Annotated in this window: 11 protein-coding genes; 5 read left to right on the forward strand and 6 right to left on the reverse strand. The window is 42.9% G+C overall.

The window, feature by feature from the left end:
* Positions 1-18: 18 nt before the first annotated feature.
* A complete protein-coding gene (locus L3V43_RS01670) occupies positions 19-987 on the reverse strand; it encodes an AraC family transcriptional regulator (protein ID WP_237115840.1) in 969 nt (322 codons plus the stop codon).
* Between the two features lie 121 nt (positions 988-1108).
* Between L3V43_RS01670 and L3V43_RS01675 the strand changes: the two genes are divergently transcribed.
* A complete protein-coding gene (locus L3V43_RS01675) occupies positions 1109-1957 on the forward strand; it encodes a sterol desaturase family protein (protein ID WP_237115839.1) in 849 nt (282 codons plus the stop codon).
* 2 nt (positions 1958-1959) lie between these two features.
* On the opposite strand, the gene L3V43_RS01680 is transcribed toward L3V43_RS01675, so the two are convergent.
* The gene (locus L3V43_RS01680; protein WP_237115838.1) at positions 1960-2871 is read right to left on the reverse strand and encodes a LysR family transcriptional regulator; all 912 of its coding nucleotides are present in this window, start codon (positions 2869-2871) and stop codon (positions 1960-1962) included.
* A 96-nt stretch (positions 2872-2967) separates the two neighbouring features.
* Between L3V43_RS01680 and nfsB the strand changes: the two genes are divergently transcribed.
* The 3 genes from nfsB (at position 2968) to L3V43_RS01695 (ending at position 6322) form a co-directional block, all read left to right on the forward strand.
* Positions 2968-3627 (forward strand): oxygen-insensitive NAD(P)H nitroreductase, encoded by a 660-nt coding sequence (gene nfsB, locus L3V43_RS01685; protein WP_237115837.1) that lies wholly within the window; start codon positions 2968-2970, stop codon positions 3625-3627.
* 387 nt (positions 3628-4014) lie between these two features.
* Positions 4015-5127 carry a M35 family metallo-endopeptidase gene (locus L3V43_RS01690; RefSeq protein ID WP_010606245.1) on the forward strand — a complete coding sequence of 371 codons (1113 nt, stop codon included), beginning with the start codon at positions 4015-4017 and terminating at the stop codon, positions 5125-5127.
* Positions 5128-5260: 133 nt separating this feature from the next.
* The gene (locus L3V43_RS01695; protein ID WP_237115836.1) at positions 5261-6322 is read left to right on the forward strand and encodes an endonuclease/exonuclease/phosphatase family protein; all 1062 of its coding nucleotides are present in this window, start codon (positions 5261-5263) and stop codon (positions 6320-6322) included.
* Positions 6323-6945: 623 nt separating this feature from the next.
* Here L3V43_RS01695 and L3V43_RS01700 read toward each other — a convergent pair.
* The 4 genes from L3V43_RS01700 to L3V43_RS01715 all read right to left on the reverse strand — a co-directional run bounded on the left by L3V43_RS01700 (position 6946) and on the right by L3V43_RS01715 (position 10936).
* Positions 6946-8814 (reverse strand): DUF885 domain-containing protein, encoded by a 1869-nt coding sequence (locus L3V43_RS01700; RefSeq protein ID WP_237115835.1) that lies wholly within the window; start codon positions 8812-8814, stop codon positions 6946-6948.
* 255 nt (positions 8815-9069) lie between these two features.
* Positions 9070-9756: a transposase gene (locus tag L3V43_RS01705; RefSeq protein WP_102057280.1), complete on the reverse strand. Its 687-nt coding sequence runs from the start codon at positions 9754-9756 to the stop codon at positions 9070-9072.
* 410 nt (positions 9757-10166) lie between these two features.
* Entirely contained in the window at positions 10167-10340 is a 174-nt protein-coding gene (locus L3V43_RS01710; RefSeq protein WP_157782802.1) for a hypothetical protein, read from the reverse strand.
* 131 nt (positions 10341-10471) lie between these two features.
* The gene (locus L3V43_RS01715) at positions 10472-10936 is read right to left on the reverse strand and encodes a CreA family protein (RefSeq protein ID WP_102057281.1); all 465 of its coding nucleotides are present in this window, start codon (positions 10934-10936) and stop codon (positions 10472-10474) included.
* A 339-nt stretch (positions 10937-11275) separates the two neighbouring features.
* Here L3V43_RS01715 and L3V43_RS01720 point away from each other — a divergent pair, with 339 nt between their 5' ends.
* Positions 11276-13723: a TonB-dependent receptor gene (locus L3V43_RS01720; protein WP_237115834.1), complete on the forward strand. Its 2448-nt coding sequence runs from the start codon at positions 11276-11278 to the stop codon at positions 13721-13723.
* Positions 13724-13732: the final 9 nt, after the last annotated feature.

Raw genomic sequence — 13732 nt, forward strand, 5'->3', positions numbered from 1 at the left:
TTACCTACCTTCGGTTCTTCACTTTAGCTTTGACGGTGGTTTCCCATACCATTTTAAACAAACTTTATTCAGCGCACTTTGCTCTGTAAAACCGAGTGCGTCTACAATATCGAGTAACCTTGCGTTGCCGATGAGTTGTTCAAATCGATGCTTTCGCTCTTGGTCGAGTAAGGCTCTAAAGCTGGTGCGTTGTGTTTTTAGCTTACGCTGCATCGAACGCACACTCATGTTTAATGCCTTAGCCATACTTGCTTGGTTGACTCCAGTCAGTGAGTGCTTTGCCGCCAGTAAATTGGCAACACGCGTTTTTAAATCATGATTATCACAAAGTGCTGATACGCTTTTTGCAACCGCTTGCTCAATATGTTCGTGCATTAGGCTGTCGACGGTAGCGACTGGCATGGTAAGAAAATCTAACGGAAAAGAGAGTGTATTTTCAGGGCAGTTTTGTGATACGGGGCAGCCAAACCAAGTTTGCAAACGCTGTAATTCTAGGCCACACACGCTAAAGCTAAGCTGGAGTTGGTTAGGCGATAAAGTTGATCGCAAAAGCTGCCTTGCAGCGCTCACCCAAGCGGTCATATTACGCAAAATAGCTTGCTTACCCAGCGAGGTTTTTGGTTGCCAAGTTAACTTGGCATTGTCGCTATCACTTGTGAATACGGCGAGACCAATATCAGCGACAATGGCGTCGTAATGCAATAATGAGGTAATAGCCTGCTGCAAGTCTTTACTGGTTTCGACCAAGTAGCCAAGCGCCCCATAGTCATGCAACTGAATGGCTTTACCCAGTTCAAAACCAATCAAGGGATCGCCGCTTAACTCCTGCCCTACCTCAAGCAACCGCTCGTACTCAACGAGTGTTACACGTTCAGGCCGTGACGCTACCAGCTCAGCAAACTCGCCTTGCAGTCTCTTGTCATCGGTAAAATGGTCATGGAGATATACCCACGCACTATAAAAATAAACAAACGAAGTGGAGTGCATTGCAGTTCCTTTTGTCGTATTTGGACAAATTGTTGGCGCAGTTTGGCAGGATTGTCAATGGCTAACCCGTTACGCTAGTGCATATAAAGTACCAAAGCTTTGGCTAAAGAAGGAGCTATATATGGTTGATGTATCGCTAATTTTACTGGCACTCAGTCCCATCTTTTTACTTTGTGTTGCTTGGGAGTATATCAAGCACCACGAACACTATGATTGGCGAGACTCAATACTCAATGCCCTACTCGCCTTGCTCCATCAAGGCAGCGACGCGCTAGCTTTGCTTGTGCTGATGCCGCTCTTTTACTGGCTCCATCAATTTGCCTTATTCACAATTGAATTAAATCTCTTCACTTTGCTTTTTGGGTTTATCTTGCAAGATTTTTTGTATTACTGGTTTCACCGCGCATCACATTGTATTCACTGGCTTTGGAGTGCACACGTGGTCCATCACAGTTCTAACAACATGAACTTTACCACTGCATTTCGCCAAAGCTTGCTATACCCTATTGTCGGTATGTGGCTGTTCTGGCTGCCTATGATACTTCTTGGATTTACCCCGACCTTGGTATTTGCCATCGTCGCAATCAACTTAGCTTTTCAATTTTTTGTTCATACACAAACGGTTAATCGATTAGGGATGGTAGAGCGAATTTTTAATACGCCTTCCCACCACAGAGTCCATCACGCCAGTAATCCTGACTATATAGATAAAAACTTTGCCGGGGTGCTGATCATTTGGGATAAGCTTTTTGGCACCTTTATCGAGGAGCGTGAAGACATACCAATTTGTTATGGAATAAGAGGTGCGGCACCAAAGCAGACCCCTTTAGATGTTAACTTTGCTCAGTGGCGTCATATGTTCCACCGCTTTTCACAAGCAAACACTTTAAAAGGCAAATGGTTGGCGCTGTTTGGTTATCCAACCCACTTACCCGACAAGCTAAAAAATACGGACTCTGCCAAATCCTAGAGCTATTTATACCGCTCGGCCTTTTCTACAAGCGCTTGGCAGTACTTTCTTAGTTTATCGCGCAGCACTCTCACACTTGGGTTGATCATTTGCTTTGACGGGCAGATCAACCACAGCGGCTTACATTCAACGCGATAGTCATTTAATATACTTTGCACCACACCTTGTTCTAGTTGGTCTGCTACGTCTATCGCGGATCGCAATGAAATACCCGCTCCTTGCGCACACCAGCGCTTTACCACATCCGCATCATTACTGGTTCTACGCCCTTTAAGCACCACTTTGTAAGTTTGCTCATTTTTCGTCAGTTTCCACGTATCAAACTTACTGCCTCTGATCAAAAAGAATAGCCCTTGGTGCTCACTTAATTCCTCGTGATCCTTTGGCGTGCCTTGTTTTTCTAAGTATTCCGTAGAGGCACAAAGCAGTAATGGCACATCACAAATTTTAAAGCCGTAGAAGCTACTGTCTTCAGGCGCACCATAGCGCAGCGCGACATCAACACCGTCACGATAAAAGTCGAGATTGTGATCATTAAGAATAAGCTTCAGGGCAAGTTTGGGGTATTCATCAAGTAATTCGTCTAGCCAAGGAAGGAGAATATTACGGCCAAAATCTGACGGAGCGGTTAACCTTAGCTCACCGTCAATTTCGTTGTCGTTATCAAGCACCTGTTTTTTGCCATCAGCCAAAAGCGCAAGTGCCTGCTCGCAAATTGGCAAATAGGTTTCACCTTGCTTTGATAGCCTTAAGCTACGCGTAGAACGCACAAAAAGTTGAAAGCCAAGGTGCTTTTCCACTCGCTTTATCGCAGCGCTCGCCGTGGCAACTTGCATATCTAACTGCGCAGCCGCCGCACTAATGTTGCCAAGCTGAGCCGTTTTCATCACGACGATTAAATCTTGTGTATTCATTTTCAAAAAATTTTTGAAACTATTTAACTCATTATCATCTTTTTATTGATTATGTAAAACCCTATTATCTCTTGAAAGCAATTTTAGGAGTCTGTTATGTACACATTACGCGATGCAATTCACAATCGTTATTCCACAAAAGCCTTTGATCCTAATAAAAAAATTAGTGATTCAGATATTGAGCTACTTAAGCAAGTACTAAGGCTGAGCCCATCTAGTACCAACGTTCAGCCATGGCATTTCGTCATCGCAAGTACTGAGACAGGCAAAACTCAGGTGGCTAAAAGCACACAAGAGAATTACAAATTTAATGAAGCCAAAGTACTTAACGCATCACATGTTGTTGTATTTGCTGCAAAGCAAAATATAGATGATGCACATTTAGATAAAGTGCTTGCCAAAGAAAGTGCCGACGGCCGATTTGAAAAAGGCTCTGAAGTAGAAGCACAAATGAATAATGGCCGTCGCTATTTTGTCGGCTTAAATCAAACCAGCGATGAAGCAATCAAAGCATGGACTGGCAAGCAAGTTTACTTAAATCTTGGGCAATTTTTGCTAAGCACTGCACTACTCGGTATAGACTCTGTACCCATTGAGGGTTTTGACGCTGATATTCTCAGCAATGAGCTTGGGTTAACTGAGCAAGGTTTTGATGCCCTTGCCATTGTCGCATTGGGCTATCGAGACGAAGGTGATTTTAATGCTAAATTGCCTAAATCTCGCCTTGCTATCGACGATATCATTACCGAAATCTAATACCCAGTTTGGCACTGATAATGGTTTGCTAGATAACATCAGTGCCACTCCAGCTTCTGTTGGAATACCATTTCAAACACCACAATGTAAATCAATGTGAATGAAACAATAAATTCACAACTTTCCTTTCCTCAGTTTTGTATTAAATTTATCCATACTTTTCAATAACATTACAGTTATTTGAAATTATTGGTAATTTTTTAATGTAAACTTTTTAGCTCTATTGTGAAAATTCTGCTTGAAACATCGAATATATTATTGTTAATTAAAAGTGAAGAGTGAATTCACCTTTAAAAATAACGAAATGACAACAAGTAAACTCAGTCCTCACAACTGGTTTTGTACCTGCCAGCCGAGAGACTGTAGCAACCTCAACAGGAAGAAATAATGAAGCTACTATCACGCACACTATCTACCGGGTTACTCGCAGCAGCCGTAACCGCATCACTGAATGCTCAAGCAATGAATAAAGACCTAGCGGTAAGCGTTGATGTCGACACAAAAAGCAATGGCGATGTTATTGCGACGCTAAACATCACCAATCAGGGTAAAGGTAACCAAAAAATCTTAAGCTGGTATACAGATCTCGAAGAAGAGCATATTTTTAAAATTACGCGTGATGGTAAAGAAGTTAATTTCTTTGGCCCTCACTACAAACGCCCAGCTCCTACCGAAGCTGACTTTATCAAGCTAAAGTCTGGCGAAACGCTCACTAAATCATTTGAGCTTTCGGGCCTTTATGATCTTAGCCAGCCAGGTAACTACGAAATTAGTTATGATGTTGAATCATTTGACCTTTTCGGTAAAAAAGAAATCCCTAGCATGACTACAAGAACGATGGGGCAGCAATCGATGATGCGTGCCGATGTAGCAGAACTCAGCTCAAATTCGGTCAATCTTTGGCTTGAAGGTGTAGCATTAAGCAAAGGTAACCTCCAAGTTAACGCAAAACCAGTCGCCGGTGCAGCAGACTGTACTGATGGCACTTGTTTTACAGGTCGTTGTAGTAACAGTGAAAAAACCAGTATTTTGTCAGCACTCAATGCTGCGGACCAAATTACTAATGACTCTGTTGCTTACTTAAATAGCCACTCAGCGAGCAACCCGTCTACGCGTTATCAAACTTGGTTTGGCGCAGCGACAAGCAGCCGCTATGCAACCGTGAAATCTAACTTCAACGCAATCAATGATGCAATCGACAACCAAGATCTCACTTTTGACTGTAGTTGTAACAAATCATACTTTGCTTATGTATACCCAAATCAACCATACAAAGTCTATCTATGTCGCGCATTTTGGAGCGCAAATGAGCTAGGTACGGATTCACGCGCAGGCACGATTGTTCATGAGCTAAGTCACTTTAATGCCGTTGCAGGTACAGATGACATCGTTTATGGCCAATCTGGTGCGAAAAACTTAGCAAACTCAAATCCAAGTCAAGCAATTCAAAATGCTGACAGCCATGAATATTTTGCGGAAAACACTCCGTACCAAAACTAATCTCGACTTATTTGGTATAGATATCCCTGACGAGTATCGGGTTTAGGCAAGCGCCTAGACCCGATGCTATTCACAGCGATTTCAGCTAACATGAAATATACTTCTTAAATTCATCTATTTGCTGAGGAATTTCATGACTTGGGTTATCGTCGCGCTGTGTGGTTTTATCCTACTAGCTACGCTATTGCCACTTGCTAAACATCCGCATTGGAGTGTGAGAGCAATGGAGTTCCCGCGGCTTCAGCTCGTTGTTATTACCGCATTTACGCTACTGCTGTCCATTTTCTATCTTAATCTTCAAAGTGTAGCCGCGCTTGCTGCCATTTCTCTATTAGGTTGTTTAAGTTTTCAACTGTGGTGGATTTTACCCTACACCCCACTTTGGCCTGTCGAGGTAAAAAAAGCGACAACCAATACTCACACAATTAGTTTGATCACCGCCAATGTACTGCAAACTAATCGACAGTTTAATTTGCTGCTGGAGCAAGTCCGGGTACATCAACCTGATATTTTAGTCACGTTAGAAAGTGATGAGATATGGGAGCAACAATTAGACTCATTGCTGGACATACTGCCCTACAGCGTTAAATGTCCACAATCCAATTTATACGGCATGCACGTTTATTCTCGCTACCCGCTAGACGAGGCAAAATGTGAGTATATCGTTGAAGAAGGCGTACCTTCGATACATGCAAAACTCAGGATCGCTCCCCATATCATGCTCCAAACCCATTTTTTGCATCCGGCACCGCCAAGCCCCACCGAAAACGAAACGGCCATTGAGCGAGATGCGGAATTGGTGGTTGTCGCCAAACGCGTCATAAATGAGCCACTGCCCACCATTGTCACTGGCGATCTCAATGATGTTGCTTGGTCACCAACCACGAGATTATTTAGGAAAATAAGTGGGCTTCTTGATCCGAGAGTTGGCCGAGGCATGTTTAACACTTTTCATGCACAGTACCCGTTTGCACGTTGGCCGCTGGATCATTTGTTTTCGAGTCACCATTTCACAGTGATCGATATTAAAAGGCTCAACAACATAGGGTCAGATCACTTTGCGCTTTATGCAAAACTCGCTTATCAACCGATCAAAAATGAAGATGAAGCAGGACTTGAGCTGAAAAAGAAAGATATACATCGCAGCAAAGAAATTATTGAAAATGCCGTGGCAAAGCCGAATTGCAAATTATGATAACCTGAGGTTTGGATAAGGAATGAGCTAGCTCATTGTTTTTTAATCACCTTAAACTATCTTCTTATCTAGCCAGAGAGTTTTGGGGATAACTAGGCGAATTTACGCACCAATAGCAGGCTATTGGAAGTGAATTCAACGCAGTTAACGCTAAAACTGGCTGCTAGAAAGGCATTAATTATCTGAAGCTCAGGTTATGATAGCGAATTTAAGTACGCTAAGTGTGAACAAGTGCTAGGGCCTGTTGATCTTTCAAGTTTGTTTTTGCAGCAGTTTGATTGGTATTTATACAAGGCAGAGCCAGCGTAGCATAGTCATTCTATGTAAGTCTGGCGATAAAGACTTTGTGCTCCTGCAAAGTCACCTTACCCCACATCCTTGTGGGGCAACACAGAAGAAATGCCAATCAAGCGCTGCCCTTTGGGTTCATCTGAGTGCGCTTTGTTCATTGTTGCTCAACTTTTGCCTAGATTACTAGGCGGCAAGTCGAGCGTCGCGACCAAAACACACTCAGAAGAACAAAAATCAAACAGCAAAGGTCAACAGGCCCTAGAAATAGCGGTTTTTAAATAACGTCAACTTGAAGCCAGCATCGTTCACTGACTTCAAGCCGAAAAGTGTATTTACGACTTCAGAGAATTAATCCAAGTCTTGATATCTTCTTCAACAAGCGCCATTGGCCTTGCGCCCTTTAGCAACACCACGTCGTGGAATGCTTTAATATCAAACTTATCGCCCAGTTGCTGTTTAGCATGCTCTCTAAGCTCAACCAATTTAAGCATACCTAACTTATAACCAAGCGCTTGTCCTGGCCAAGCGATATAACGGTCGATAGCCGATACCACATCGCTCATCGCCGTACCAGTTGCATCAGCAAAATACGTGATCGCTTGGTCGCGTGTCCACTTTTTATAATGTAGGCCCGTATCAACCACCAATCGAGCCGCACGATATGCCTCAGCTTGCAGACGGCCTAAGTCTCCAAATGGGTCGTCCTTATACATCCCCATTTCGTATGCCAATAGCTCTGAATATAGCGCCCAGCCCTCAACATAGCCATTAAATGAGGCATTTTGACGCATCAAACCGATTTCTGTTTGCAACATATTAAGCGCAATTTGGAAGTGGTGACCAGGAACCGCCTCATGATACGTTAAGGTTTTCATGCCAAAGCTTGGTACTGCTTTCATGTCTTTTAGGTTGATTGAAAATACCCCTGGGCGACTGCCATCAAGCGATGGACCGTTGTAGTAACCACCTGGCGCACCTGCTTCCACGGCCTTTGGTATACGTTTAACTTCAACAGGTTGTGGTGGAATTGTAGAAAAATAATCTGGCGCTTTTTGTAAAATTGTCCCTATTTCACCACGCAAGAACGATAATAACGCTTCACGACCTCCGCCAGAATCCGCATATAAGAATCTCGACTCTTCATTGAGCTGCTTCATCCGGTCACCAACAGTACCTTGTGAATAGCCATTTTGCTTAAGGATTTCGTCCATGCGCTTTGAAATACGCTCCACCTCAGCAAGGCCAATTTGGTGGATCTCTTCCGCGCTCATATCAGAATCCGCCAAATAGGTGATTTCATGCTGGTAGAAAGATTCGCCATTTGGTTGGGCCCAAATACCGACATTTTCAGGCGCTTTGCTCTCTAGCGCGTGCATAATCGCAGACACATTTTTAAACTCAGGATAAAGCTTTTGCTCAACTATTTGTGTTGCCTGTGCAACATAATCAGCGGCGGCTTTATCCGTAATACCATCAATATTCGCAAGTTTATCTTTAAACGACGCAACCAAAGGATGTTCTGTACCACTTGGCGCCGTGAAGTTATCTAAATAACCTAGCGTGTTTGGAAATAATACTTTTGGTAAAATTACGCCTTTATTGGCATCCGCTTTTACCTTGCTTGCAACTTGCTTCGTGACTTCAACAAAGGCATTTAGGCGCGCAACATAGTCTTTTGCATCTTGCTCACTTTCAATTCCATGCTGATCTTTTAGCACATTAGGAATATCCAACAATGGGCCAGACAACTGGTTAACAATGTATGGCAGGTGTCCGCCCCAAGTATCAATATAACCTGCAGAGAAGCCTTTATCGCCGGCATAATAACGGGCAATAACTTCATTTACTTTAAGGTGCAACAAGTCATCAGAGTTCGCCACGCCCGATTGTAATTGTTTCAATTTATCTGCGGCTGCGTTCATATCCACCTGTAGCGCCTGCATACCGACAACCGAGTAATCTGGCAGTCTATTGGCGTAGTGACCATATTCACTGCTTGATAATTTGAGCGAAGTGGCAAGTGCGGGTTCGTGGTTAATAAACTGCTTGGTGTACTGTTCTACGACTTTGTCGATTTCTGCACGAGAGAGAGTTGATTCAGTGGTTTTAGCAACAGATGTAGTTTCTGTTTTTGGCTTGTCTTGAGCACATCCGCTCAAACCTAGCACAACAGAGAGTGCTACCAAGCTTATTTTATTCATTATTACGCCGCTCCATTAAGGTTGTTGTCAAAGCTAAAATACCAGTGCAGATCTGGCTGCTGATGGAATAGTCATACCAATTTGAAAAAGCAAATGGATATAAGCACTTTATTAAGAATATGAGACTGCAATAAAGTGCTCACGCTATTCTCATAGATGCAACTACAAGTAACATATTTGCGTTTTTGTTACAGCTATAAAAGACGGAAAATTGCGAATTAATTGACTTTTCCGAGCTTTTTCCAACAAACTAGCTTAGCTTTCGAGCACCAGGGGCTTTGGCGTATTAGCGCATTGCGACGGTAACTCAACGATAACGCGCTGCACGCGACCAGATGACTTGTCAAACACAAAGCAAGCATGTGGCCTTTGCTCTAACTGTAAGCTGATGGTGATACTCAAACTTTTGGGTAAAGCTTGGGCTATGACATCTCTCGATGCTTCGGTAAAGAGTACAGATTCAGGGGTAAATTGATAAAACTGCCCAAACTGCAAATCACAGTGGTCGCCTTGCTGTAAGTCCTTTCTATATTCATATTGATAGAGCTTGCTGCCACAACCGGGGCCAAAATAACAGGTCGTCAATGCCGTAAAATTGTAGTCCCGCACTTGTGGAATAAAGCAGCGCTGAGTTCCCCGCTTTGGCGTTGGATGCCAAATCTGTGCACATACTTTAAAAAATGGTCGTTTATTTTCATAAAGTACATATAGATCATCATTGTCCACCATCCCTCGCGCATGATGTTGGTAATTACTACTACCCGCAACTCGTGCCGCGAGAAATTGCTTATTTTGCGATAGCCGATACAACATTTCAGCTAGCAGCCTCAATGTACTGTCATCCAAGCAAGCTGGACCTGTATATAAGCTAGAAACACAATTAACAAAGTCACTAAAGCTAATTGCCCCATGACTATAAAAGTTATCAAATTGGCGTGCCATATTTCTTCCTTGTTTGTAAGCGTTTTAGTCAGACGAATAGCGAGTGCGTCAGCTAAAATTCGAGTTTTTTTAAAACAGAAACTTGCAAATATCCGATTGCAAACTGCGCTGCTTTTTTCTTAGTCCCTAATTAAAGCTAATGCAGACTGAGGAGAACGCAACAAATTAATTACAATTTTGCTGGCAGCCTAGCTAAGACTATTAATGAGATGAGTCAGAGATGGCGGTTTAGAGCTTATACGCTATACAGCGCGTAAGTGAAGCATGAATGTATGTCATAAAAACTTCATGCAAATTTATGCACTTAACACCACGCGCGACAGAGACTGAGCCGAGCGTAATATTTATATTATATTTTCATCGTTTCGAATGACATTAATCAGCAAAACAAGATAAATCACGGCCCAAATTTACTTAGATTTGGATTCAGAGATTACCTCGTCTTGGCTAAACATCTCAACCTGAGCAGCTTGAGATGAGATGCTATGAGCATCAGTTGTTAACGTTAAAATAACAAACAATACAGTCATCACTGCAAATGCAATATTGACCGTTTTCCCTAAAAAGCGTGTTTTTAACATCACGATTTCTCCTAAACTTATCACTACTAAGCTTAGTCGAAATCGTGAGCAAAAAGGTTTAATTCAAACAAAAAAATAACTCATTAAATGCAATTATCGAAGCGTGTGGGTTTATGTGCTAGCGAACATTCGAGTTAATTGGTTTTATCGCCTTGATAAGCCTGAGTTCCCCATAGTGGCACAGTTGATAAGCTATGCTTAAAACTGCCAGAGGTTTCCTTGGTGGTATAGGCTAAGTACATTAAAGTTTGATTTTTTGCATCAAAGATCCTTCTCACTTTCATTGCTTTAAAAAACACACTTTTTGATTTTTTGAACACCACTTCACCAGAATCGCTTTTGTCTATATTTGCTAGCATTGCCGGTGTTATTTCGCTCGTTTGACGACAAGAAATAGAGCTATCGCTAGGATCTGAAAAACTCAAGTTATCTTCAACACTCGCGACATGGCAGGTCACGCCCGTTACAACAGGGTCAACCATAGAGTCTAGTTTTATATCTTTGAGCGTAAATAGACCAAGAGATACATCACCAACTTCACTGTCAGAGCAACCGAGTAACGAACAAGATGCCAACAATGCAAACATCAGCTTTTTCATTGTTTTTCCTTAATATTATCGATGTATAAAAGAAGTATACGGAGCTAATACTCTAAGCTATTTAAAAATTTTCGCAAATAGCCGTCTTCCATAAAGAAATAACCATTCAAAAAATCAAAATAATTATTCACAAAATACGAATAAGCATGTTAGCATGCGCCGCAGTTTCAGGGTGGTTAAATTACCTAAAGTAAATACAAAGTATTGCCCGTCTATTTACCGCCAGCTGTATGAAATTTTCTCTAAACTCGGGACTAAAATGTGCTACCTGCATACTTACCCATTTATAAATATTGAAATTTCGTCACGTTTAATTCTAAATTTGAGGTTCCACCATTTATGAGTAAGCTCCATCCAAGCTTAGTCGCACTAGCTGTTAGTTCGAGTTTTTTTGTTGTGACTCAATCACAAGCTGAAGAAAGTAAGGCTCAAGAAAAGTCAATTGAGCGAATTCAAGTAACAGCAACTCGACGCGCAGGCACAGTTCAAGAAGCGCCATTAAACATTACCGCCGTCGACAGCGATGTAATGAGCGACCAAAATATTGGCGACCTTGAAGACGTAGCAAGATGGGTCCCAGGTTTGACAATCACAGAACAAGGTGGCCGTGAAGGTTCACCTATTATTGTTCGTGGTTTGAATACTAATTCGTCAGAACGTGCCTCTGACTCGGGAACTGTGGCAACTTACCTCGGCGAAATCCCAATCAATGTGGATTTGCGACTAACCGATATCGAACGTGTTGAAGTCTTGATTGGCCCACAAGGTACGCTTTACGGTGCAGGCACGCTAGGTGGTGCGATTAGAACCATGCTTAAAGCACCAGTGCTTGACGTTATTGAGGGTAAACTAAGTGGTGATTTATTCAGTATCAATGATAGTGACAGTCATGGTCATGAAGTGGGTGCTGTCTTCAATATGCCTGTAGTGATGGATGAATTAGCCGTTCGTGCAAGTATTAACCGCTATCACAACCCCGGCTTTATAGATTACAGTTATGTGGTTAAGCAAGCTGGCGTTTCAAACCCAGATCCTGATTGGTCCAATGCTGAGGATGTAAAAGCAAACATCAACGCAGTTGCGGATGCAAATGATGAGACCATTACGACCACACGGGTTTCTCTACGTTGGTTGGTGAGTGAGAGTATCGATACCACGCTGAACTATTTTCACCAGAAGCAAGAAAATGGCGCTAACTCAATTTCACAATATCAAAGCCTTGCAGCACAGCACTCGCTTGCCGATACGATCAAACCATACGAGTCAGCCTATCGCGTGCTTGAACCTAACGAACAAGAAGACGACCTGCTTAGCCTTGAAATCAACGCCGATTTAGAGTTTGCTGATTTAGTTTCGGCATCCGGTTGGTCAAGTAAAGAACAACAAGGCCAACGAGATCAAACCGATCTACTTTATGATATTTGGCCGGGTTATGCGGATTTTCCTAGTTTCACCGCGTTGACCAAAGACACCACAGATCAAGACACTTTTACCCAAGAGATCCGTTTAGTCTCTAAAGGGGATGACGCGCTAAATTGGATTGCTGGGGTATATTACAGTAAACAAGAAATTAGCTCGGACGATAGAGAGTACACGCCAGGACTCACGGAGTTTTGGGGCGATGAAATCGACAATGTTGAGCAAGACCTTGAGTATATTGCACTTACCAATGCCACCAGCAAAGAGTCTGCATTGTTTGGCGAAATCGGCTACGCATTTTCAGATGATTTTAATATCACAGTGGGCGCTCGTTTCTATCGCTATGATGTTAAAACTGAGTCAGCGGCTGAAACCCCGCTCTATTCTGGGGGCCTGCCAAGCCTCGAACAAATTTCATTTGAACAAGTCAGTGCCAAAGACAATGGTAGTTTGTTTAAGTTTAATGCCAATTACACTTGGCAAGATGGACTGCTGACGTACTTCACTGTCAGTGAAGGATTTAGGTTAGGCGGTGGCAACGGTTTGGAGTCCTGTCCAGAAACACTACCAGAGCAACAGATCATCTGTGCACTGCCGCATGAGCTTAGCTATAAACCAGATACCACCACTAACTATGAGCTGGGATTAAAGTCTACATGGCTAAATAACAAGCTGCATTTCAACGCCGCATTATTCAGTGTTGATTGGGAAGATGCACAGATCTCATCTGTGACGGTAAACGGCCAAGAGATCATTACCTCTAATGCTGGATCTGCGAACTCTAGTGGGATTGAGTTGTCAACCCGGGCTATGTTGAACGACCAGTGGACGGTGTATGCAACCTATTCTTATGCAAAAGCACAGCTAACTGATGATGCACCAGCCCTGTTTGCGGTATTCAAAGAAGGTGACTATAGCGCAGAAGAAATTGCGCTTTACCAGCCGTACTATGACGGTACAGATGGCGACCGCCTACCTGGCGCCCCAAAACAGCAGTTTTCATTCGGTTTAAGCTACGAGCAGGAAGTGTTCGACGACAAAATGCTTAACGTTAATTATGGAGTAACCGCTCAGAGTGACGTATACACGAAAGTCGGACTCAAAGCTGACGGAGAGGTATTGCCAGGATTTGCCTTGTCTAACCTCAGTGCGAAGCTTTCAAGCGAGCAATGGGCCGTCACTTTTTATGTCGACAACCTGTTTGACAAATTTGCTTTCACCTCGGTAAGACGCGACAAGTCTTGGGCTGGTGAAGCTAAATTCGCGGCGTTAAACAAAGCCTTGCCTGAGCAGCAGCGAGTGTACGGACACTATGTCACAACACCTCGTACCGTTGGGGTCAAGCTTAACTACCAGTTTGAGTTATAATCAGCAAAA

Source organism: Pseudoalteromonas sp. L23, from assembly GCF_021728455.1.
Classification (GTDB): Bacteria; Pseudomonadota; Gammaproteobacteria; order Enterobacterales; family Alteromonadaceae; genus Pseudoalteromonas.

Bases quoted from the DNA above. Each gene is read 5' to 3' on its own strand.
- L3V43_RS01690 (WP_010606245.1), top strand. From the start codon at position 4,015: ATGAAGCTACTATCACGCACACTATCTACCGGGTTACTCGCAGCAGCC.
- L3V43_RS01695 (WP_237115836.1), top strand. From the start codon at position 5,261: ATGACTTGGGTTATCGTCGCGCTGTGTGGTTTTATCCTACTAGCTACG.
- L3V43_RS01675 (WP_237115839.1), top strand. From the start codon at position 1,109: ATGGTTGATGTATCGCTAATTTTACTGGCACTCAGTCCCATCTTTTTA.
- L3V43_RS01680 (WP_237115838.1), bottom strand. From the start codon at position 2,871: ATGAATACACAAGATTTAATCGTCGTGATGAAAACGGCTCAGCTTGGC.
- L3V43_RS01670 (WP_237115840.1), bottom strand. From the start codon at position 987: ATGCACTCCACTTCGTTTGTTTATTTTTATAGTGCGTGGGTATATCTC.
- nfsB (WP_237115837.1), top strand. From the start codon at position 2,968: ATGTACACATTACGCGATGCAATTCACAATCGTTATTCCACAAAAGCC.
- L3V43_RS01715 (WP_102057281.1), bottom strand. From the start codon at position 10,936: ATGAAAAAGCTGATGTTTGCATTGTTGGCATCTTGTTCGTTACTCGGT.
- L3V43_RS01700 (WP_237115835.1), bottom strand. From the start codon at position 8,814: ATGAATAAAATAAGCTTGGTAGCACTCTCTGTTGTGCTAGGTTTGAGC.
- L3V43_RS01720 (WP_237115834.1), top strand. From the start codon at position 11,276: ATGAGTAAGCTCCATCCAAGCTTAGTCGCACTAGCTGTTAGTTCGAGT.
- L3V43_RS01705 (WP_102057280.1), bottom strand. From the start codon at position 9,756: ATGGCACGCCAATTTGATAACTTTTATAGTCATGGGGCAATTAGCTTT.